The organism is Actinomyces sp. oral taxon 169, assembly GCF_013394715.1.
Lineage (GTDB): Bacteria > Actinomycetota > Actinomycetes > Actinomycetales > Actinomycetaceae > Actinomyces.
Window position 1 is genome coordinate 758,499 of record NZ_CP058259.1, and the last position, 20,881, is coordinate 779,379.

Consider the following 20,881-nt stretch of genomic DNA (forward strand, 5'->3'; position numbering starts at 1 on the left):
GAGTCAGGGGCGCCGGCTCATTCCGGTGCCGTACGGGTCCGATTGTGCCCCCACCCGAGGGTCGTCTGCGACCAAAGGCCCGATCTCCGCCTGTCTTGTGATGTGGGAACGGGCACATACTCGGGGGCCGGCACAGGTGTCATAGGCGCTAGTCCGCCCGCGTGGTCGGCCGGTGGCCGGGCGTGGAGGGGAGCGTGGTCCGCCCGGTTCCGGGGTCGACATTCACTGCGATGCTCACCGCGACGTCGTCGGGGGACTGCCCCGGGGTGAGCCGTTCTCCGTGAGCGACCCAGACCGTGTACGTCGACGACGGGTCGCTCGGCTGAGGCAGGAACAGGGCGACCGCCTGTCCGCCGCCGGCCTCCTGAGCGGCGGCGACGGCGCGATGAGGCCCGATGTCCTGGGCCGGGCCCGTGCTGGTTGATCCTGTCGGGGACTGGCGAGCGGTCATGGAGACCGGTGCGGCCGGTTGGGTGGGGCGGATGCTGAACGCGCTGGCGTAGTAGCCCCACAGGAACAGCAGGGGGAGGAGAACCAGTCCGGCTGCCTTGAGCAGGTCGGTGTCCCGGGAGAGGCGCTGCGTGCGCCGGCGGGCGGACAGGGCAGTGCGTCGATGGCGCTGCAGCGGCCACCACGTGCGCAGCCCACTGACGGTCAGGACCGCGAGGACCAGTCCCAGGGTGGCCACGACCAGCCCCCCGACGGTCAGTCCCCGGTGACCGTCACGCCAACCGGTGTGGGGGATCTCCTGGGACATCCAGCTCACGTGGCCGGGCCCCCGGCAGGACAGCAGACACCGGTGCAGGTTGTCCAGGACTGAGATCCAGACCGGGGTTGCCGAGGCCCTACTGGTCTCGTTCCCGGTGGCGGGGTTGACCGTGTAGGTGGCCTGCTCGGTCCGCACCTCGACGACGTCGGTGTCCCACCTCGCCGACAAGACGGGCTCGTCGGGATGGGCGTTCTTGATCGTCTCGACCGCCTGAGGCAAGGAGTCCTGGCCGGAGCCGGCGTCGCGGGTGGAGACGGTCGGGTTCAATACGTGCAGGATCTCCCCCTGGTGGGGCAGGAGCATGCCGCTGACAGTGATGATGAGCATCCCGAGGCCGGCCGCCGCCGACAGCCAGCGGCGCACGAAGGCCATCGCCCGGCGGGTGCGGGAGGGCGGGGAGGGGAGGGGGGCGACCGTGGGATCCATGGCAGTGCTTATCGGCGCGGGTTAGGACCCGGCGGGGGTCAGCAGAGCGGCCACGGCACACAGACAGGTCAGGGCCGCAATGAGGGCGTAGACGCAGTAGCCGCGCTCGCGCCGCCGCCACAGGGAGAAGGCGCCACTGACGCTGATCGCGGTGCCGGCGACCTGGATGACCAGGGCGGCGCCGATGGCCAGGGGGCCCGCGGCGCCGATGACGGGAGCCAGGGCGTAGACGATGACGCACCTCAGGCCCGAGGCCCACAGTCCCAGCATGACGGCATGGATATCGGCGCTGACCAGGAAGGGGGCTGCCGCCTCGTCCTGCGTGACGGGGGAGGTGATCGGGGATGCGACAGCGTCGACGTCGTCGCCGGCCACCTCGCCGGGCGAAACGTCAAGATAATCAATACTGGCCGAACTCTTCATACTGATGAATACGGTAACGGTCAGGATAAATCGCGTCAACGCTCCGCCATGAGCTGGCGATGTGATGTCAGACAGGCGTGTTTGAGGGAAATAACCGCTGGTAGGGGCCTGTTTTGTCGGCCGGAGAAATAGGGGCTGCGCAGCTGCGTGCCGGACGCGGCCCGGCAGTCGGACCGCGCTAGCGCAGCAGGGGCAGTGCGGAGACGACGGTCAGGACGACGATAATCGGCTCGAAGACCCGCTGATCCATGTGCTCGGCGAGGCGTCGACCGGCCAGGGCCGAGGCGATGACGACCGGAGCGGCGACCGCCGCCAGCGACAGGGTCGTGGGATTGACCAGGCCGGCCGAGACGGAGAAGGGCAGCTTGACCAGGTTGACCAGGAAGAAGAACCAGGCCGTCGTCCCCAGGAAGGCCTTGACCGGATAGCGGCAGGCCAGGAAGTACATGGAGGTCACCGGTCCGCCGGCGTTGGCGACCATCGTGGTGAAGCCGGCCAGGCTGCCGTAGACAAGTCGGGACAGGCGGCTGCCGGCCGGGGCCGGGAGGGTGGCCTCGGGCACGTCGTCGGACCTATTCCTGGTGGCCGAGCGGCGCTGGTACAGCGTGACGGCGACCAGGATCAGCAGGATGGCGCCGATGAGGCGGCGGGTGGAGTCGTTGGAGGCCAGGTGCAGGAACAGGGCGCCGGCAGCGACGCCGGCCAGGACCGCCGGGACGAGCCTGCGCAGCATGCGGAAGTCCGCGTCGCCGCGATAGCTCCACACGGCCAGCAGGTCGCCGGTCATGAGCATGAGCAGGATGGCACCGGTGGACTCCTTGGCGGGCAGGGCCGCGGTGCACAGGGCCACGGCGATGGTCGCCGTCCCGGGCAGGGCGGTCTTGGCGATACCGCAAAGGGCCGCCACGACCACGAGCAGGATCCAGGCGGTGGTGGTCAAGGTGGGGAGCACGGGACCTCTCAGCGGTGAGAAGAGTCGGAGTCTGGTCTGAACTTTGTCCAGACTAATGCATGGCCGTCGACGGCGAGGACCGATAGGGACCTCGCCGTCGACAGTGGTCTGCGTGAGTGCTGTTGGGGCTGCGTCAACGGGGCGCCGCGGCGGTGCGCAGCAGCGTGACGATTCCGGAGACACCCAGGAAGATGAGTGCCGTTGCGGGCAGGGTTGCGCTGAGCAGGTGGTCCCAAAGAGCAGTGTGCTGGGTTGTCAGTCCGATTCCGTGAAGCAGGCCGAGAGAGGCTGCTCCTGCACCGATCGAGAGGATCGAGACCGTGGATCGCAGCGCTCGTCTGGCAGCCGGCCAAGGGGTGATGAGCTGCAGCAGGGGCAAGGCCGCCCAGGCCGTGATCCCGGTGATGCCGCAGACAAGTGCGCTCGAGGCGGGCGAGTCGTCATGGAGGAGGTGTTCAGTCATCCCCTGGCCCGCGACGACCCAGAAGAGGACGCAGTAGGCGACCAGCAGGCCGTCGCCCCAGGTGAGGCGGTGGTCCGTGCGCTCCCAGCGGCGGACATCGGAGAAGAACCCACTCACTGTGCCTGGAACCTGTGTCGAGGACATGACCCTTCCTCCGGTGCGTCTTCGCGGTCAAGAGTGCCCTTTCCAGAATAAACCCGCCGGTGCGCCGGAGCGAAGGGTGACGGTCGTCGGGCCCCAGCGGGGCGGGCAGCTCGCACCGGGCGGTTGCCTGTGGTGCCCCGGGAACGACGACGCTCCCAACCATCACTGGTCGGGAGCGTCGAGGTGAGGTGTCAGCCGGTGGGATCCGCTCGGAGGGGGGAGTCCGCGCCAGCCCCGTGACGTCTCAGGCCTTGAAGAGGGTTCCCTCAAGGTAGGCGCGTGCCTTGCGGGCGTACTCCAGGGGGTTGGCGATGGCTGGGTCCTGCTCGGCCTCCACCAGAATCCACTCGGAGTAGCCGTGGTCCACGAGGAACTTGTAGGGGACGGTGAAGTCGATCGTGCCGTCGCCGGGGACGGTGAACATGCCGGCCAGGAAGGAGTCGAGGAAGGAGCGCTCGGCGGCCTTGGACTCCTCCATCTTCTCGGGACGCACGTCCTTGAAGTGGACGTGCTTGACGCGGTCGATGGTGGCCTCCAGCAGGCCCATGACGTCTCCGTCACCCACGTAGGCGTGGCCGGTGTCGAACAGGAGAGAGACCTTGGCCGGGTCGGTCAGCTCCATGAGGCGGATGGTCTCCTCCTTGGTCTGGATGACCGTGCCCAGGTGGTGGTGGTAGACGAGCTCCAGGCCGTGGGCGTGGGCGACGTCGCCCAGGCGGTTCAGGCCCTCGGCCAGCACCGGCCACTGCTCCTCGGTGAGCACCGGCTTGTTGGTGAAGATGCAGACGTCGCGGATGCCCTGGACCGAGCCGGTCTGCTCGGAGACGACGACGCGGGTGGCGCCCAGGTACTCCAGGTAGGCGCAGGTGGCCTCGAAGTCGGGGATGACGGCCTCGACGCCGTCGCGCAGGATGAAGGAGGAGAACCACTGGGCGACGATCTTGATGCCGCGGGCCTCAGCGGCGACCTTGACCTCCTCCTTGGGCGGGAAGAAGCCGGCGCACTCAGTGCCCGCGTAGCCGGTGTCGGCCAGGTCCAGGAGCATGTCCTCCAGGGTGTTGAAGGCGCCGACCTCGGGGATGTCGTCATTGCGCCAGGTGATCGGGTGCATGCCCCAGGAGATGCCGTGGGGGTCGGAGATAGCGGTTGCAGGGTCGAGGGTGAAGGACATCGTTGCTCCGTGTTCTCGCTCGGGTGGTGATGGGGGGTGGTCAGTGGGTGCGTGCGGTGAGGTGGCGGTGAGGTGCGGGCGGCTGCTGCGCCGTCGGCTCGGGGCCGCCAGCGGTGCGCTCCCGGGAGGAGGGTGCCGGCGTCGGTGCCGGGCGGTGGGCCCGTGCCTCGAACCTAGCAACAGGACTTTGTCCTGACAAGCCCTTTTCGGGTCCTCCCGGGAGCGCGTGTGCTGGGGGTGGGTCAGGAGTAGAGCTTCTCCATCTCGACCTCGATCTCCTCCAGGGACTTGTCCTTGGTCTCCGGCATGATCTTGAACAGGACGACGGCGACGACCAGGTTGAGCACGCCGTAGATGGTGTAGGTGATGCCGCCGCCCAGGGTCTCCATCATGGGCGGGAAGGTCCAGGTGATGATGGCGTTGGCGGTCCACATGCAGAAGATCGCCGTGCCGTTCATGATGCCGCGGACATTGGCCGGGAAGATCTCACCCATCATCGTCCACACGATCGTGCCGTTGGAGGACTGCACGATGAGCATGAAGACGGACATGAGCCCCAGGATGAGGTAGGCGGCCCAGGTGGGCGGAGTGGTGTGGTTGGCCATGTGCGGGGCGATGAAGAACTGGAAGGTCGCCGCGATGCCCAGCAGGGTGATGCCCACGCCGATGACGTCGCCGATGAGGACCTGGCGGCGCCGGAACTTCAGGATGAGCCAGATGCCGATGGCGGAGCCGATGACCGACATGACGCCGTTGGCCACCTGCGCGGTGATGGAGGCCGAGGTGGACATGCCGGCGTACTCCAGCACCTTGGGGGCGTAGTACATGACGGTGTTGACGCCGGTGGTCTGGTTGACCACGGCCAGGAAGATGCCGACCAGCAGCAGCTTGCGCAGCCAGGGCGTGGCCATGACGTGGCTGAAGCCCTTGCGCTGGGTCTCCTCGTCCTTCTCGTGCTGGCGGGCCTCGACCATCTCCATGATCTCGTCCTCGATGGAGCCGTCCTTCTCCGGGACGCGCACGCGCTTGAGGGCGCCGATGGCGTCGTAGAGGCGCTCCTTGGCCAGGTACCAGCGCGAGGACTCGGGCATGAGGCGGATGCCGATCCACAGGGCCACGGCCGGGATGGAGCACAGGACCAGCATGTAGCGCCAGGCCTCGCCGTTACCGGCGCTGATGCTGAGCTGGTCGAGGAAGGCGTGGTACTGCTCGGCGTTCATCGGGCCGCCCTTGGAGGACTGGAGCTTGGCGATCTCGTCGAAGACGTACTGGCCCGGGGCGAAGTGCCCGCTGGGGTCCTCGGCGATGGTGATCCTCGGGCCGCCCTGGAGGGAGTTGATGATGGCGTTCATCGAGAAGGCGAGCAGCTGGCCGGTGACGATCATGAGCTGGTCGATGGCCACGATGGAGCCGCGGATGCGTTTGGGTGCCGTCTCCGCCAGGTAGACGGGGACCGTCGCGGAGGCGGCGCCGACGGCGAAGCCCAGGACGACGCGGAAGGGGTACATGACCCAGACGTTGGGGGCGATGGTGGTGCCGATCGCGCCGATGAAGAACAGGAAGGCCAGGAAGGTGATGTTGTGGCGCCGGCCCCATCGGTCCGACATGAGGCCGCCCAGCAGTGCGCCCAGCGCTGCGCCGACCAGCAGGGTACCGCCGATGGCGCCCTCCTCGAAGGAGGTCAGCTGGAGGCCCTTGGCGTCGAAGGGCATGTACATGTACGGCAGGGCGCCGGAGATGACGCCGGTGTCGTAGCCGAAGAGCAGTGAGCCGAGCGTGGCCACGGCGGCGATGGCGATGACGCCGCGGTGCTTGCCCGAAGGCGGCGTCTCGGCCACCGCCTTGTTGAGCTCTTCCCTGGTGAGTCCACGCAGGGACGTCGTGACTCCCTGAGACATAGGGGGTCTCCTCTCAGTCCTGTGGCGGCGATGCCACAGGGGTTGTTGTGATGGGTGGGTGGTGGAGTGAAGAGAAAGGTACGGATCGGCGCGGCTCAGGCGTCGAAGGTGGTGCGTCCCTCGACACGGGGGACCTCGTGCCACTGGCCGTCGGCCGCCGAGGCGACAACGGCCTCGTCGACCTCCGCGGCGCACCAGGCGTCGGCAGCCGAGGGGGCCACCTGCTTGCCGGTGAGGATGGACTCGATGAACTGCGCGGCCTCAATGGCCTTCATGTCGTCAAAGCCCATGGAGGTGCCGATGGCGGGCTGGAAGCGCTGCCACTGACCCCACTGGGGTCCGGCCATGGCGCGGGTGTAGCCGTGGGAGGCCCCGCCGTCGAGCACGGGGCAGATCTCCAGCTCGTTGAGGCGCTCGAAGTTCCAGCGGGCCGAGCCCTTCGTGCCGTATACCTCGACGACGTACTCGGCGCGTGGTCCCACGCTGACGCGGGAGGACTCCATGGTGCCCACGGTGCCGTTCTCGAAGCGCACCAGCATGGAGACGTAGTCCTCGTTCTCCACCGGGCCCACCTCGTCGCCGATCTCGAAGCCGGAGTGGCCGATGCCCATCTTGGTGGGGATGGGGCGCTCGGTGATGAAGGTGTCGGTGATCGCGGTGACCGAGGCGATGCGACCCACGATGTACTGGGCCAGGTCCGCCCCGTGGCTCATGAGGTCGGGCACGACGCCGGCCCCGGCCTTCTCCTTCGAGGCCCGCCAGGTCAGGGGGCCCATGGGGGAGGAGTTGTAGTCGGCGATGAACCACACGCGCACATTCGTGATCCGGCCCAGCTCGCCGCCGCGCACCAGGGAGCGCAGGTACTCGATGGCCGGGGTGTGGCGGTAGTTGAAGCCGACGGCGGTCATCAGCCCCGCCTTCTCGGCGGCCTGGGCGATCTGCCGGGACTGCTCGGCACTGACCCCCATGGGCTTCTCGATCCAGAAGGGCTTGCCGGCCTCGACGGCCGCCAGGGCCATCTCGTGGTGGAGGAAGTTGGGGGCGCAGATGGAGACGGCCTTCACCTCAGGATCTGCCAGCAGATCGCGGTAGTCGGCGTAGGCGCGCTCGAAGCCCAGGTTGTCCACCGCCTCCTGGCGCACCTCGTCCACGGGGTCCGCGGCGGCGACCAGCCGTGGGGTCACCCCCAGCTCGGGGAAGCGCTCGGCGATGGCGCGGTAGCTGCGGGAGTGAAGCCGTCCCATCCAGCCTAGGGAGATGACTCCGATGCCCAGTGTTGACTTGTTGGCCATGAGGGTCCTTTCCGACAACGTTGTCGGCTGCTGCGTGTGTGAGGTGTGTCCGGAAGTCCCAGGAGACACCCGTCGTTAATGACGTCACAGGAAGATATCAGAGCAACTTTGTCCTGACAAGAGGGAAGTATGAGGTCTGATGACCTCTCTGAGCAGGGCCTCGTGCTCACCGATGTTGTCGGATAGGATGTGCTCAACCGGTGTCCAAGGATGGACCCCGGATCCCGCGGATCGTGCCGGTCCGTGAGGCACAACGGCGTGGAAGGGGAGACGTCTGCCGTGGAAGGACCTCGAGGACGAGGCGGGCGGGTCACGATCAGGACCGTCGCCGAGCGCGCCGGCCGTTCCATCTCCACCGTCTCGGCGGCTCTCAACGGCTCCGACGGCGTCGCCGAGAAGACCCGTGGCGAGATCCTGAGCATCGCCGCCGAGCTCGGCTACCAGGCCGACCCGCGCGCCCAGTTCCTGCGCCGCAGCCACACCGGGCTCATCGGCGCCAGCTTCGCCATCGGGCAGGCCTACCAGGGGCTCATCGTGGACGGGCTCTTCCAGGCGGCCTCCGCCCTGGAGCACGCGCTGGTGCTGGCCACCTCCACCCCGCACCGCGATGTGGCCGACGGGCTGCGCTCGCTGCTGCTCCAGCGTTGCGAGGGCCTCATCCTGGTCGACCCCGACCTCTCCGTGGACGCCCTGGCCGGCATCGTGGACCGGACCCCGACGGTCCTCATCGGCACCAGTGCCGAGCTGGAGGATGTTGACGAGGTCCACTCCCGCGACGACGTCGGCATCCAGATGCTCGTCGATCACCTGGTCGACACCGGGAGGCGCTGCATCACCCACGTGGACGGCGGGCAGGAGACCGCCGCGGGGCGACGTATCCAGAGATTCGGTCAGGCCGTGGAGAGCCGGGGCCTGGGGCGAGGCGCACGGGTGGTGCCCGGGGGAGGCGATGAGGACAGCGGCGCCAGGGCGGTCCACCACCTCATCGAGGCCGGCGAGCTGCCCGAGGCGCTCCTGTGCTTCAACGACCACTGCGCCGTCGGGGCTCTCATGGAGCTGCGTCGTCAAGGCGTGCGGGTGCCGCAGGACCTGGCCGTCACCGGCTACGACGGCATCCCGGTCACAGCGGCCTCGGCCTTCTCCCTGACCACGGTGCGCCAGGACGCCCGCCTCATCGCCGAGGTGGCGGTACGGGCGCTGCTGGCCCGGATGCACCCGGGCCAGGACGGCCGGATCCCGGCGGAAGTGGCCGGTGAGGACCGGCCTCTGGGCGGCCGCCTCTACCGGGTGGTCCCCGAGCTTGTTGTCCGCGACACGACGGCCCTGCCGTGCGAGCGTCGGGACGAGGCCTGTGCCTGATGCGGCACGCGGCTACGGTAAACCTCACCGAGGAAGCCACCACCGAGGGGCGCACGCCCCGCACACTGGGACAGGAACCATGATTAACGGAGAACTCATCGACCTGGTCGCCGGCGACTACGAGGCGCGTATCGCCTCATCGGGTGCCATGCTCGTCCACCTGCGCCGCCAGGGGCGCGACCTCATCATGCCCTTCGACGCCGAGGCCACACTGCCCGCCGGCTGGCAGGGCAAGACCCTGTTGCCGTGGGCCAACCGCATCGCCGGGTCCCGCTACGACTACGCGGGCACCGAGTTCCTCGTGGGCTGCAACGAGCCGGCCAGTGGCTCTGCCCTCCACGGCCTGGCCGGCTGGATGGACTGGCAGGTCGCCGACGACGACCCCTCCGGCCCCGATGACGGCGCCCCCCGCAGCCGCGTCGTCCTGGAGCTGAGCCTGCTGGCCTCCTACGGCTACCCCTGGAGCCTGGAGGCCAGTGCCTGCTTCGAGCTCGACGCCGAGCGCGGACTGAGCGTGACCGTGACCGCCACCAACGTCGGTGCGGCCCGTCCCTCTCCGCCGGTCCCCGGCGCGCCGGAGGTCGAAGGTGAGCCCGCCCCCGCTCCCTACGGCGTGTCCTGCCACCCCTACCTGACGCGCTCGGTGCCCCTGGACGACTGCGTCCTGACGATCCCGGCTGCCGAGGTCCTCGACGTTGATGAGCACATGGCCCCCACGCACCGGCGTGGCGTGGAGGGCACCGACTGGGACTGGCGGGGCGGCCGGCTCGTCGGGGCCACCCAGACGGACAACGCCTACACCGCCCTGCCCGAGGGTACCTGGGAGGTGAGCCTGCGCGGCGGGCAGGGGAACCGCGCCGTCGTCATGAGCTCGGACGTCCCCTGGGTGCAGGCCTACACCGCCGACGAGCTCTCCCGGCCCGGCGTGGCCATCGAGCCCATGACCTGCCCGCCCAACGCCTTCAACAGCGGGGAGGACCTCATCTCCCTGAAGGTGGGGCAGACCCACTCCTTCACTTACCGCCTCCACGAGGAGGACTGAGCGCGCACGCGGCTTTGGCTGAGCCCGCAACGGCCCCGCAGGCGCTGAGAACGCGCGGTGGGCGTCGTCGAGACGGAATGCTCGACGACGCCCACCGCGCGTCAGAGGGGGCGGTGCTCAGCTCAGACGCACCGGCTGCCCGGAGTGAGCCGACTCCGTGGCGGCCTCGGCCAGGCGCAGGGCGGCGATGGCGTCCTCGATGCCGGTGGGAGGCGTGGTGCCGGCCTCGACGGCCTCGATGAAGGCGCTCAGCTCGATGCGGTAGGCATCGGCGTAGCGCTCCAGGAAGAAGTCAAGGTAGGGCTCCTGGGCGTCGGTGACCTCGCCGTTGGACAGGCGCACCGTGGTGGCGCGGATGTTCTCGGCGAACAGGGCGCCCTCGCGGCCCGAGGCCTCGAGTCGCTGGTCGTAGCCGGAGGAGCAGTGGCGGTTGTTGATGATCGTGGCCACGGCGCCCGAGGCTGCCTTGAGGGTGACGACGGCGGCGTCGAAGTCGCCGGTGTCCTTCAGGGTCGGGTCGAGGTTCTGGCCGGCGGCATAGACCTCCTCGATCTCACCCAGGAAGAAGCGGGCGGTGTCGAAGTCGTGGATGGTCATGTCGCGGAAGATGCCGCCGGAGACCTTGATGTACTCCGCCGGCGGGGCGGCCGGGTCGCGGCTGATGATGGTCAGCTGCTCGATGTCGCCGATCCTGCCGGCCTCGACCGCGGCGCGCGCGGCGGCGAAGCTGGGGTCGAAGCGGCGGTTGAAGCCGAACATGACGGGGACCGTGACGGCATCGAGCTCGGCCTGGGCGGCCTCGACGTCCTTCATGTCCAGGGCGATCGGCTTCTCGCACAGCACCGCCTTGCCCGCCTTGGCGGCGGCCAGCAGGTGGGGGATGTGCAGCGGCGTGGGGGAGCCGACGATGACGGCGTCGATCTCGGGGTCGGCGAAGACCTCCTCGGCGTCCTTGCAGGACCGGGCCCCGTAGGTGGCGGCGAGCTTCTCGGCCGCGTCCTCGAAGGGGTCGCAGACCAGGGCGAGCTCGGCCTGGGGGTGGGCGGCGATGGTCTTGGTGTGGACGTGGCCGATGCGGCCGGCGCCGATGACGGCGATGGAGAGCATCCTTGCTCCTTCTGCGTGTGAGTGGGTGCGTGGGTTGGTGGCTGAACTGCGGAACGTGGTGGGGTGGGCGCATCGACGGCGCGGAACGTGCGGACGTGTCCGAACATGCCGTGGACCCGCCCGGTGCGGCGGGTGCCGCTGTGGTCGTCCGGGCCCCCACCGGGACCCGGACGATCCCGGCTGGAGCCGATCAGGGCTGGGGCATGATGACGTCGCGCACCAGGGCGTCCAGGTCGGCGTCGGCCTGGAGGAAGCCGCGCAGGGTGCGGCGGGTCGCGCCGAAGGTGTCGAACTCCTCAGGCGTCATGCCGTCGGGCTCGTAGGCGCGCACGAACTCGGGGATCGACAGGAGCGTCTCCATGATCTCGGGGGCCACCGGCTCGTTGATGCGCTCGACGACCTTGTAGTCGGAGTCGTTGATGAGCTTCTGCCAGGCGAAGGGCGGGGAGACGACCAGGTCGCCGCCGACCAGCTCGGACCACTGCAGCACGTTGCGGAAGGCGGCCGACAGCACGCGGGCGCGCAGGCCACGGGCCTGGAACTCCTGGTAGGCGCGCTTGAGGGCGGCCACGCCGCCCCACTCCAGGTGACCGGGGTCGATGAAGAGCTTGTCCCGCTTGGCCACGATCTTGAGCCAGTCGTCCAGGCGGCCACCCATGAGGGTGACGACCGGACCCATGGTGGAGACGTCCTTGCCCTCGGCCTCGCGGCGCTTGAGGCCGCGCTCGATGGCCTCACCGGTGGCCACGGCCTGGGGCACGGAGAAGGAGACGGTGACGTTGACCGACACGCCCCGGTAGGTGGCGTCCTCAATGGCCTTGACGCCCACGGAGGTGGCGGGGATCTTGACGATGATGTTCTTGGCCAGGTTGGAGAACTCCTCGGCCTGGTCGGCCAGGGCCTTGGCGCTGCGGGCCAGGCGCGGGTCGGTCTGCATCGACAGGCGGCCGTTGCGGCCCTTGTGCTCCTCGAAGATGGGCTCGAGCAGCGTGGCGGCCTCGATGCTCATCTCGCGCACGACTTGCCAGCCGATCTCGGACTCGGTGGCCTCGGGCATCTCCTCGGCCAGCTCGGCGATGCGGGGGAGCCACACCTCCTTGCGCTGGTTGATGCAGGTGTAGGCGATGGTGGGGTTGCAGGTGGCGCCGACGCCACCGAAGGAGATGGACTGGCGCAGCTCGTCGGGGTCGGCCGAGTCGTTCCACAGGGCGGTGGGCGTGTTGCGGGCGGCGTCGAGAAGGGGTCCGGGGGTGTAGTCGATGCTCATCGGTTCTGTGCTCTCTTTCGGGTTCATCCGCGCAGGCGTCCTTGCAGCCGCGGTCCGGTAGCCCCTATTGAAGTGTGCTCGACGGTATCTGTCAATAAAATGTCAGGACAAAGATTCCTGGGAGTGGTGGTGACTCCTGTGTCGGGGTGAGAGCTAGCTGGAGAACAGCGAGGTCTCGAAGGTGTAGCGCGAGGCCCGATAGATGTGCTGCCCGTACTCGATGATGCGGCCCGACTGGTCGTAGGTGATGCGGGTGGCGGTCATGAGGGCGGCGCGGCGTCGCTCGTGGAGGAGGTCGGCCTCGCGGGCGGTGGCGTTGCGGGCCCCGATGATCTGCTTGGCCGTGGTGGGGGTGACGTCCTGGGCGCGCAGCAGGTCGTAGAGGCCTCCGGCCTCCAGCTCCTCGCGGGTGGGGGCGATGGCCGCCGGCATGAGATTGGACAGCACCGCGATCGGCTCGCCGTCGGCGCAGCGGATGCGGGTGCAGGTCACGACGGCGGTGCCCTCCTCGACCTCGAGGTGCTCGGCGGCCTCGGCGTCGGCCTCGTGCTCGACGTAGTCCAGCACGCTCGTGGAGGTCGTGTGGCCGGCAGCGGACAGGTCTGACAGCAGGCTCGTCAGCTGCATGGGGCGGTGGACGTGCATGGGGGAGACGATCGTGCCCACGCCCCGACGACGCTTGACCAGGCCGCGGTCCACCAGGTGCTGAAGGGCCTGACGTGCCGTGGGGCGGGAGACCTTCAGTCGCTTGGCCATCGAGAGCTCGTCCTCCAGGCGGCTGCCGGCCGGCAGTGTGCCGTCAAGGATGAGCGCGGCCAAGGGCTCAGAAATTTGTGTGTGCAGCGGCGTCTTGGACTCGCGGTCGATCGTGATGTCGAGGGCGAAAGGGGATGTTGAATCGGGCATGAGATGAGCCTGTGTCAGACGTGATAATGCCTCGAGCATACGGATGCTGTGTGCTGATGTCACGCACTGTCGTCATCCTGCGGCCGCAGTTCGGGGCGATGGGCCTCCAAATGTTCTGACAAATGCTTGACCTGGAACGGTCCAGTGGGGCAGGCTTCGCAGTGACGCCCGACGCAGCCCTCCGTTCCGCAGGTCTGCAGGCCCCAAGGATGTGGAGACGCGATCACCGTGACGACAGCAACGACGGCAACGACCCAGGTGACCGAGGCGGTCGCGCCCGAGAGCTCGCCCGCAGGTGCCGGAGGCCCCGACCGGCTCGACGTGCTCACCATTGGGCGCTGCGGCATCGACATCTACCCCCTCCAGGTCGGCGTCGGGCTGGAGGACGTGGAGAGCTTCGGCAAGTTCCTGGGCGGGAGCCCCACCAACGTGGCGGTGGCCGCCGCCCGCTACGGGCACCGCTCCGCCGTCGTCACCGGCGTGGGAAACGACCCCTTCGGGCGCTTCGTGCGCACCGAGATGCGCCGTCTGGGGGTCGACGACCGCCACGTCGTCACCAAGGCCGCCTACAACACCCCGGTCACCTTCTGCGAGATCTTCCCACCGGATGACTTCCCCCTCTACTTCTACCGCGAGCCCTCGGCCCCCGACCTGGAGCTGACCTGGGAGGACCTGCCACTGGAGGCCATTCGCGACGCCTCGATCTTCTGGATCTCGGTGACCGGCCTGAGCAAGGAGCCCTCGCGCTCGGCCCACCATGCTGCCCTGGGCACGCGCGACCGGCGGCGCTTCACGATCGCCGACCTCGACTACCGACCCATGTTCTGGAAGGACAAGGAGACGGCCCACCGGGAGGTCTCCCGGATCCTTCCCAAGGTCACCGTCGCCATCGGCAACCGGGAGGAGTGCGAGGTCGCCGTCGGCGAGCGCGACCCCGAGCGGGCGGCCGACGCCCTCCTGGAGGCCGGCGTCGAGCTGGCCATCGTCAAGCAGGGCCTGGAGGGGACACTGGCCAAGACCCGCACCGAGCGGGTGGAGATGCCCGTGACCTCGGTGGAGACGAAGAACGGCCTGGGAGCCGGCGACGCCTTCGGAGGGGCCATCTGCCACGGGCTGCTCTCGGGCTGGTCCCTGGAGAAGACCATCTTCGCCGCCTCCACCGCAGGAGCGATCGTCTCCTCGCGCCTGGAGTGCTCCACCGCCATGCCCACCGAGCCCGAGCTGCTCGAGCTCATGCGCGCCCGCCGCGACGAGGTCGCCCCGGGGCTGACGGACCTGTGAGGAGTCCCCGATGAACGCATCACCCGCGCCTGCCGCCTCCGCCTCGGGGCCGCGGCCGCTGACCGACGCCGTTACCGAGATCCGGGCCACCGACCCCGGCCGCATCGGCCGGGCCCTGGCCCAGCGCCCCCGTGCCGACCTGGCCGGGGCCGGGCGCCTCATGGTCATCGCCTGCGACCACCCGGCCCGCGGGGCCCTGGGAGCCGGCGAGCGGCCCCTGGCGATGGCCGACCGTGAGGACCTCCTGCGGCGCTGCATGACGGCCCTGTCCCGACCCGGCGTCAACGGGTTCCTGGGAACCGCCGAGATCATTGAGGACCTGACCCTCCTGGGTGCCCTGGACGGCAAGCTCGTGTGGGGCTCGATGAACCGGATCGGCCTCCAGGGGGCCTCCTTCGAGATGGACGACCGCTTCGGCGCCTACGACGCCGACGGCATCGAGGCCTCCCACCTCGACGGCGGCAAGATGCTTACCCGCATCAACGGCGCCGACCCCGCCAGCGCCGCGACCCTCGAGGCCAGCGCCAAGGCCATCGACTCCCTGTCCGAGCGCGGCCTGAACGCCATGATCGAGCCCTTCATCTCGCGGTGGGAGGACGGCCGGATCGTCAACGACCTCAGCGAGGAGGCCGTCATCCGCTCGATCTGCATCGCCCAGGCGCTGGGGCGCAGCTCGGCGCACACCTGGCTCAAGCTGCCCTGCGTCAGCGATCCAGACTCGATGCGGCGCGTCATGGCCTCCACCTCCCTGCCCAGCCTCATCCTGGGCGGCGAGGTCTCCACCGACCCCGAGGCCACCCGCGCCTCCTGGGCGGCGGCCCTGGAGCTGCCCAACGTCAGGGGACTGGTCGTGGGCCGCTCCCTGCTCTACCCGGGCAATGACGACGTCGAGGCCGCCGTCGACGCCGCCGTCGCCCTGCTATGAGCACCTGATACGTCCCGCCAACGGACCCACCGCCACGGCACGTACGTACCGCAACCGCCGCAACCGCTGCAAACACCGTCAATCGGCCCCGGCCGGGCCACCCCATACGAGACAATCCCCACGAGTACCCCCAGGAGCTGAAGGAGCACCACCATGGGCCACACCGACCGCACCGCCCAGTCCGAGACGTCGGACCAGTCCCGCTACGTCATCCGCGCCGGCGGGCTCGCCCACGACAGCTACGAGCTGGACCTCACCCCGGAGCGGGCCGGCTGGGAGTGGTCCTCCCTGCGCGTGGTGGCGCTCGCCCCTGGGAAGCCCCTGACCGTGTCCGCCGGCGAGCACGAGTACCTCGTCCTGCCCCTGTCGGGAGGCTGCACCGTCCAGGCCGGCGGTGAGCGCCTCGAGGTGGCCGGCCGCGAGTCGGTCTTCACCGACATCACCGACTACGTCTACGTCCCCCGCCACACCGAGGTGACCCTCACCAGCGCCGACGGCGCCCGCATCGCCCTGCCCGGCTCCAAGGCCACCACCGACAAGCCGCTGCGCTACTGCCCACGCTCCGAGGTCGGCACCGGCCTGCGGGGGGCCGGCCCCTCCTCGCGCCAGGTCAACAACTACGCCCTGGGCAACGACGTCGAGACCTCCCACCTGCTGGCCTGCGAGGTCCTGACCCCCGGAGGCAACTGGTCTTCCTACCCGCCCCACAAGCACGACGAGCACACCGAGGTCGAGCGGGTCCTGGAGGAGATCTACTACTACCAGGTCCGCGCCGGAGAGGGCGACGCAGAGGGCTTCGCGCTTCAGCGCATCTACCCCTCGCCCGGCCACGACATCGACGTGTGCACCGAGGTGCGCGGCGGCGACGTCGTCGTCATGCCCTACGGCTACCACGGCCCCTCCGTGGCCGCCCCCGGCTACGACCTCTACTACCTCAACGTCATGGCCGGCCCCGCCGAGGACTCCGTGTGGCTCATGACCGACGACCCCCACCACACCTGGGTGCGTCAGACCTGGGAGGGCCAGGAGGTCGACCCGCGCCTGCCCATGACCCCCATGAACGACTAGCGATCCGCCTTTCGACCGCCCCACCACCTGAGAAGAGCAGAGAAGAACCACGATGAGCAACGAAGCCTACGCCGGCACGATCCGCCTGACGGTCGCCCAGGCCACCATCCGTTTCCTGTCCAACCAGTACTCCGAGCGCGACGGCGTCGAACAGCGCCTCATCGCCGGGGCCTTCGGCATCTTCGGTCACGGCAACGTGGCCGGCATCGGCCAGGCCCTCCTGCAGAACGAGATCGCCCGCGCCGACGGCGAGCAGGAGATGCCCTACATCATGCCCCGCAACGAGCAGGGGCAGGTGCACGCGGCAGCAGCCTTCGCCAAGACCACCAACCGCCTCCAGACCTACATGTGCACGGCCTCCATCGGCCCGGGCTCCCTCAACATGGTCACCGGGGCCGCCCTGGCCACCACCAACCGCCTGCCGGTGCTGCTCTTCCCCTCCGACCAGTTCGCCACCCGCGTCCCCGACCCCGTGCTCCAGCAGCTGGAGGACCCCACCAGCCTGGATGTCAGCGTCAATGACGCCTTCCGCCCCGTCTCGCGCTTCTTCGACCGCATCAACCGGCCCGAGCAGCTCATCCCCTCACTGCTCAACGCCATGCGCGTGCTCACCGACCCCGCCGAGACCGGCGCGGTCACCATCGCCATGCCCCAGGACGTCCAGGCCGAGGTCTTCGACTGGCCCGTGGAGCTGTTCCGCAAGCGCGTGTGGCACGTGCGCCGCCCGGTACCCGAGCCCGCCGCCCTGGAGCGCGCCGTCGCCCTCATCAAGGCCGCCAAGCGCCCCCTCATCATCGCCGGCGGCGGCACCATCTACGCCGGAGCCAGCGAGGAGCTGCGCGCCCTGGCCACCGCCACCGGCATCCCGGTGGGCGACACCCAGGCCGGCAAGGGCGCCATCAACTTCGACCACCCCAGCGCCGTGGGCGGCGTGGGCTCCACCGGATGCGACTCCGGCAACCACATCGCCGACAAGGCCGACCTCATCATCGGCGTGGGTACCCGGTACTCCGACTTCACCACGGCCTCCAAGACCCAGTTCAAGAACCCCGACGTGAAGTTCGTGAACATCAACGTCACCCCCTTCGACGCCGCCAAGGAGAGCGCCGAGATGGTGGTGGCCGACGCCCGTGAGGCCCTGGCGGCCCTGACAGAGGCGCTCGCGGACTACCGCGTCGAGGCGGCCTACTCCGAGGAGATCACCGCGGAGAAGGAGGCCTGGCTCAAGGCCACCGAGCGCTGCTACCACCTGGACCACGGGCCCCTGCCCGCCCAGACCGAGGTCTTCGGCGCCCTCAACGAGCTCATGGGGGAGGAGGACGTGGTCATCAACGCCGCCGGCTCCATGCCCGGCGACCTCCAGGCCCTGTGGCAGGCCCGCAGCCCGCTGCAGTACCACGTGGAGTACGCCTTCTCCTGCATGGGCTACGAGGTGCCCGCCGCCATGGGCGTCAAGCTCGCCCGCCCCGAGGCCGAGGTGGTCGCCATCGTGGGCGACGGCACCTACCAGATGCTCCCCATGGAGCTGGCCACCGTGGTCCAGGAGAACATCAAGGTCATCTACGTCCTGCTGCAGAACTACGGCTTCTGCTCCATCGGCGCTCTGTCGGAGTCCCGCGGCTCCCAGCGCTTCGGCACCAAGTACCGCCGCCGCGGCGAGGGCAGCCACCTGGCCGACGAGCAGATCATCGACGGCGTCGACATCGCCGCCAACGCCCGATCCTGGGGCCTGGACGTCCTCGAGGTCCACACCATCGCGGAGTTCAAGGAGGCCTACCGCAAGGCCGAGGCCTCCGACCGTCCCACGATGATCCACATCGAGACCGACCTCTACGGTCCCAACCCGCCCGGCTCGAGCTGGTGGGACGTGCCGGTGTCGGGGGTCTCCGAGCTGGAGTCCACGCAGCGCGCCTACGAGGAGTACCTGCGTGACCGCAAGCCTCAGCGTCACTACCTGTAAGGCCTCTACCTGAAGGGATCGCAGGTAGGACGCGGATGACGGCGCGCTTCTGCGCCGGCCGCGACGGTGGGGGTCCACGGCTGATGGTGCCGTGGGCCCCCGCCGTGCGCGTGCCCCCGTCCGGTGAGGGCGTCGCCGGTCGCTGTGCCGGTGGCGCCGCGGAGGGGACGCCAAGATCACGATGTGGTCAACGCCCCGATTATGTTCTGACAAAATGGCGCCATTCGCCGTCTGGGACGTTAGGCTGGGGGCACATGCAAGGCGCTGGGCGCCCGGCCGGTCCGCCAGTGAGACCTTGGTCTGAGTCCGGCCCTACCCACCCCATAGGCGGGGTGGGTCCGCGAAACCGACAATCAGGAGTCGATAACGATGAGAACCATTGCGCACTGGGTTGACGGACAGTACTACGAGGGAAACCCGATCGGGCGCTTCGCCGTCGAGAACCCGGGAACCGGTGAGGTCGAGGCCGAGCTGCTCCAGGCCTCCGACGCCGACCTCGATCACACTGTCGAGGTGGCCTGCCGTGCCCAGAAGGAGTGGGCGAAGGTCTCACTGGCCAAGCGCACGGAGATCATGTTCCGCATGCGCCAGCTGGTCCTGGACCACCAGGACGAGATGGCCAAGATGATCGTGGCCGAGCACGGCAAGAACTACTCCGACGCCATTGGCGAGATCCAGCGCGGGCGCGAGACCCTCGACTTCGCCACCGCCATCAACGTGGCGCTCAAGGGCGAGTTCTCCTCGGGCATCTCCACCGGCGTGGACATCCACACCCTGCGTCAGCCGGTCGGCGTCGTCGCCGGCATCTGCCCCTTCAACTTCCCGGCCATGGTGCCCATGTGGATGCATCCCATCGCCATCGCCACCGGTAACGCCTTCATCCTCAAACCGGCCTCGGCCACGCCGTCTGCGGCCCTGCTGACGGCCGAGCTCTACAAGGAGGCCGGTCTGCCCGACGGCGTCTTCAACGTCGTCTCCGGCAACCGCACCATGGTCTCCAAGGTCCTCGAGCACCCCGGCATCGATGCGATCTCCTTCGTGGGCTCCACCCCGGTGGCCCACATCGTCCAGAACACCGGCGTCACCCACGGCAAGCGCGTCCAGGCCCTGGGCGGGGCGAACAACCACGCCATCGTCATGCCCGACTCCGACCTGGACTTCGCCGCCCAGCACATCTCCGCCGCTGCCTTCGGCGCGGCCGGCGAGCGCTGCATGGCCCTGCCCGTCGTCGTGGCCGTGGGCGGCTGCGGCCCGGACCTGGCCCGCCGCGTCAAGGCCCACGCCGAGAAGATCAAGGTCGGCTACGGCATGGACGAGGGCGTCGAGATGGGCCCGGTCATCGACGCCAAGTCCAAGGAGTTCATCACCGGACTCATCGACGACGCCGAGGCCAAGGGCGCCGAGGTCGTCCTCGACGGCCGCCCCCTGGTCATCCCCGGACACGAGAAGGGCCACTTCCTCGGCCCGACCATCGTCGACAACGTCCCCCTGGAGTCCTCGCTCTACACCGAGGAGGTCTTCGGGCCGGTGCTCGCGATCGTCCACGCCGACACCTACGAGGAGGCCATCAAGCAGGTCAACTCCTCGCCCTTCGGCAACGGCGCGGCCATCTTCACCAACGACGGCGGCGTGGCCCGCCGCTTCGAGCTCGACGTCGAGGCAGGCATGGTGGGCATCAACGTGCCGATCCCGACGCCGGTGGCCTACTACTCCTTCGGCGGCTGGAAGGAGTCGCTCCTGGGCGACACCCACATCCACGGCCCCGAGGGCGTGCGGTTCTACACCCGTGCCAAGGCCGTGACCACCCGCTGGCCCTCGGAGAAGACCTACGCCGCGACCATGTCCTTCCAGCGCGAGGAGTAGGCCCGGCTGCTCCGCAACCCAGCAACGCGGACGCACCATAGACCTTGAGGACCGATCCTTCAGGATGAGTCCGCGAGCCCTATGGTGCGTCCGCGCCTTTGTCGGGATGGGAGGGCGACCCCTACTTCGTAGGTCGGCCACAGGGCTCCACAGACGCGCGTCCGCAGGAGAGAAAAGCGTCAGGACCCGGTGGCGCAGCGCGACCAGATCGCCGACACCGCCCCAGACGAAGCACGCTCGGTGCGCCAGCCGGGGACATTCCGCGCGGCCGGGTGCGGGTGTCTCCGACCGGGGACCTTCGACGCCGTCGGGGACAGGATTCCTGTCCCCCTACGCGCAGGATGTCCCCGGCCGCGAGATAGTGCACCCCTACGCGCAGGATGTCCCCGGCCGCGAGATAGTGTACCCCCACGCGCAGGATGTCCCCGCTGGCGAGCGGCCGACTCGTGGCGCAGAGCCAGGGCTGGGGTCGGGGCTCGGGGCTGAGGGTGCCTTCTCGCGGAACGGGGGAGGACTCGGTGGCATGGGCGAGTGGAGGAACATTAAAGATCTGACCTCTTTGTTC

The 20,881-nt window shown here is 69.1% G+C and carries 17 protein-coding genes; 7 read left to right on the forward strand and 10 right to left on the reverse strand.

The features are described 5' to 3' along the window. Positions 1–148: 148 nt before the first annotated feature. The 7 genes from HW274_RS03250 to HW274_RS03280 form a co-directional block, all read right to left on the reverse strand. Positions 149–1,195 carry a PepSY domain-containing protein gene (locus HW274_RS03250; protein WP_185989160.1) on the reverse strand — a complete coding sequence of 349 codons (1,047 nt, stop codon included), beginning with the start codon at positions 1,193–1,195 and terminating at the stop codon, positions 149–151. Positions 1,196–1,216: 21 nt separating this feature from the next. Next, positions 1,217–1,618: a hypothetical protein gene (locus HW274_RS03255; protein WP_185989161.1), complete on the reverse strand. Its 402-nt coding sequence runs from the start codon at positions 1,616–1,618 to the stop codon at positions 1,217–1,219. Positions 1,619–1,796: 178 nt separating this feature from the next. Then, positions 1,797–2,570, reverse strand: a complete 774-nt coding sequence (locus tag HW274_RS03260) for a sulfite exporter TauE/SafE family protein (protein ID WP_185989162.1) — start codon at positions 2,568–2,570, stop codon at positions 1,797–1,799. Between the two features lie 133 nt (positions 2,571–2,703). Continuing rightward, positions 2,704–3,177 (reverse strand): pre-mRNA-splicing factor, encoded by a 474-nt coding sequence (locus HW274_RS03265; protein WP_185989163.1) that lies wholly within the window; start codon positions 3,175–3,177, stop codon positions 2,704–2,706. Positions 3,178–3,421: 244 nt separating this feature from the next. Beyond that, positions 3,422–4,348: a myo-inosose-2 dehydratase gene (gene iolE / locus HW274_RS03270; RefSeq protein ID WP_185989164.1), complete on the reverse strand. Its 927-nt coding sequence runs from the start codon at positions 4,346–4,348 to the stop codon at positions 3,422–3,424. Between the two features lie 242 nt (positions 4,349–4,590). After that, positions 4,591–6,246: an MFS transporter gene (locus HW274_RS03275; protein ID WP_075404601.1), complete on the reverse strand. Its 1,656-nt coding sequence runs from the start codon at positions 6,244–6,246 to the stop codon at positions 4,591–4,593. A gap of 95 nt (positions 6,247–6,341) precedes the next feature. Continuing rightward, positions 6,342–7,538, reverse strand: a complete 1,197-nt coding sequence (locus HW274_RS03280) for a Gfo/Idh/MocA family protein (protein WP_075254212.1) — start codon at positions 7,536–7,538, stop codon at positions 6,342–6,344. A gap of 279 nt (positions 7,539–7,817) precedes the next feature. Here HW274_RS03280 and HW274_RS03285 point away from each other — a divergent pair, with 279 nt between their 5' ends. Then, positions 7,818–8,897, forward strand: coding sequence for a LacI family DNA-binding transcriptional regulator (locus HW274_RS03285; RefSeq protein ID WP_075254237.1), 1,080 nt, complete (start codon positions 7,818–7,820; stop codon positions 8,895–8,897). Positions 8,898–8,976: 79 nt separating this feature from the next. Next, positions 8,977–9,939 (forward strand): aldose 1-epimerase family protein, encoded by a 963-nt coding sequence (locus tag HW274_RS03290; RefSeq protein WP_075254211.1) that lies wholly within the window; start codon positions 8,977–8,979, stop codon positions 9,937–9,939. A 117-nt stretch (positions 9,940–10,056) separates the two neighbouring features. Here the strand turns inward: HW274_RS03290 and iolG are convergent, their stop codons facing one another. The 3 genes from iolG to HW274_RS03305 all read right to left on the reverse strand — a co-directional run bounded on the left by iolG (position 10,057) and on the right by HW274_RS03305 (position 13,219). Continuing rightward, complete coding sequence (gene iolG / locus HW274_RS03295) at positions 10,057–11,046, reverse strand: inositol 2-dehydrogenase (RefSeq protein ID WP_075254210.1); 990 nt, start codon at positions 11,044–11,046, stop codon at positions 10,057–10,059. 190 nt (positions 11,047–11,236) lie between these two features. After that, a complete protein-coding gene (locus HW274_RS03300) occupies positions 11,237–12,313 on the reverse strand; it encodes a transaldolase family protein (protein WP_075254209.1) in 1,077 nt (358 codons plus the stop codon). Positions 12,314–12,466: 153 nt separating this feature from the next. Further along, the gene (locus tag HW274_RS03305; RefSeq protein WP_075254208.1) at positions 12,467–13,219 is read right to left on the reverse strand and encodes a GntR family transcriptional regulator; all 753 of its coding nucleotides are present in this window, start codon (positions 13,217–13,219) and stop codon (positions 12,467–12,469) included. A 228-nt stretch (positions 13,220–13,447) separates the two neighbouring features. Between HW274_RS03305 and iolC the strand changes: the two genes are divergently transcribed. The 5 genes from iolC to HW274_RS03330 all read left to right on the forward strand — a co-directional run bounded on the left by iolC (position 13,448) and on the right by HW274_RS03330 (position 20,316). Then, positions 13,448–14,500 carry a 5-dehydro-2-deoxygluconokinase gene (iolC, locus tag HW274_RS03310; RefSeq protein WP_185989165.1) on the forward strand — a complete coding sequence of 351 codons (1,053 nt, stop codon included), beginning with the start codon at positions 13,448–13,450 and terminating at the stop codon, positions 14,498–14,500. Between the two features lie 10 nt (positions 14,501–14,510). Continuing rightward, complete coding sequence (locus HW274_RS03315; RefSeq protein ID WP_075254206.1) at positions 14,511–15,425, forward strand: deoxyribose-phosphate aldolase; 915 nt, start codon at positions 14,511–14,513, stop codon at positions 15,423–15,425. A 153-nt stretch (positions 15,426–15,578) separates the two neighbouring features. Then, the gene (gene iolB, locus HW274_RS03320; protein WP_185989166.1) at positions 15,579–16,493 is read left to right on the forward strand and encodes a 5-deoxy-glucuronate isomerase; all 915 of its coding nucleotides are present in this window, start codon (positions 15,579–15,581) and stop codon (positions 16,491–16,493) included. A 52-nt stretch (positions 16,494–16,545) separates the two neighbouring features. Next, positions 16,546–18,453 (forward strand): 3D-(3,5/4)-trihydroxycyclohexane-1,2-dione acylhydrolase (decyclizing), encoded by a 1,908-nt coding sequence (gene iolD, locus HW274_RS03325; protein WP_185989167.1) that lies wholly within the window; start codon positions 16,546–16,548, stop codon positions 18,451–18,453. A gap of 369 nt (positions 18,454–18,822) precedes the next feature. Continuing rightward, a complete protein-coding gene (locus tag HW274_RS03330; protein WP_075254203.1) occupies positions 18,823–20,316 on the forward strand; it encodes a CoA-acylating methylmalonate-semialdehyde dehydrogenase in 1,494 nt (497 codons plus the stop codon). Positions 20,317–20,881: the final 565 nt, after the last annotated feature.

Excerpts from the sequence above, each read along its gene's own strand:
- HW274_RS03250 (WP_185989160.1), bottom strand. The coding sequence starts at position 1,195 with ATGGATCCCACGGTCGCCCCCCTCCCCTCCCCGCCCTCCCGCACCCGC.
- HW274_RS03255 (WP_185989161.1), bottom strand. The coding sequence starts at position 1,618 with ATGAAGAGTTCGGCCAGTATTGATTATCTTGACGTTTCGCCCGGCGAG.
- HW274_RS03265 (WP_185989163.1), bottom strand. The coding sequence starts at position 3,177 with ATGTCCTCGACACAGGTTCCAGGCACAGTGAGTGGGTTCTTCTCCGAT.
- iolE (WP_185989164.1), bottom strand. The coding sequence starts at position 4,348 with ATGTCCTTCACCCTCGACCCTGCAACCGCTATCTCCGACCCCCACGGC.
- HW274_RS03275 (WP_075404601.1), bottom strand. The coding sequence starts at position 6,246 with ATGTCTCAGGGAGTCACGACGTCCCTGCGTGGACTCACCAGGGAAGAG.
- HW274_RS03280 (WP_075254212.1), bottom strand. The coding sequence starts at position 7,538 with ATGGCCAACAAGTCAACACTGGGCATCGGAGTCATCTCCCTAGGCTGG.
- HW274_RS03290 (WP_075254211.1), top strand. The coding sequence starts at position 8,977 with ATGATTAACGGAGAACTCATCGACCTGGTCGCCGGCGACTACGAGGCG.
- iolG (WP_075254210.1), bottom strand. The coding sequence starts at position 11,046 with ATGCTCTCCATCGCCGTCATCGGCGCCGGCCGCATCGGCCACGTCCAC.
- HW274_RS03300 (WP_075254209.1), bottom strand. The coding sequence starts at position 12,313 with ATGAGCATCGACTACACCCCCGGACCCCTTCTCGACGCCGCCCGCAAC.
- HW274_RS03305 (WP_075254208.1), bottom strand. The coding sequence starts at position 13,219 with ATGCCCGATTCAACATCCCCTTTCGCCCTCGACATCACGATCGACCGC.
- HW274_RS03315 (WP_075254206.1), top strand. The coding sequence starts at position 14,511 with ATGAACGCATCACCCGCGCCTGCCGCCTCCGCCTCGGGGCCGCGGCCG.
- iolB (WP_185989166.1), top strand. The coding sequence starts at position 15,579 with ATGGGCCACACCGACCGCACCGCCCAGTCCGAGACGTCGGACCAGTCC.
- iolD (WP_185989167.1), top strand. The coding sequence starts at position 16,546 with ATGAGCAACGAAGCCTACGCCGGCACGATCCGCCTGACGGTCGCCCAG.
- HW274_RS03330 (WP_075254203.1), top strand. The coding sequence starts at position 18,823 with ATGAGAACCATTGCGCACTGGGTTGACGGACAGTACTACGAGGGAAAC.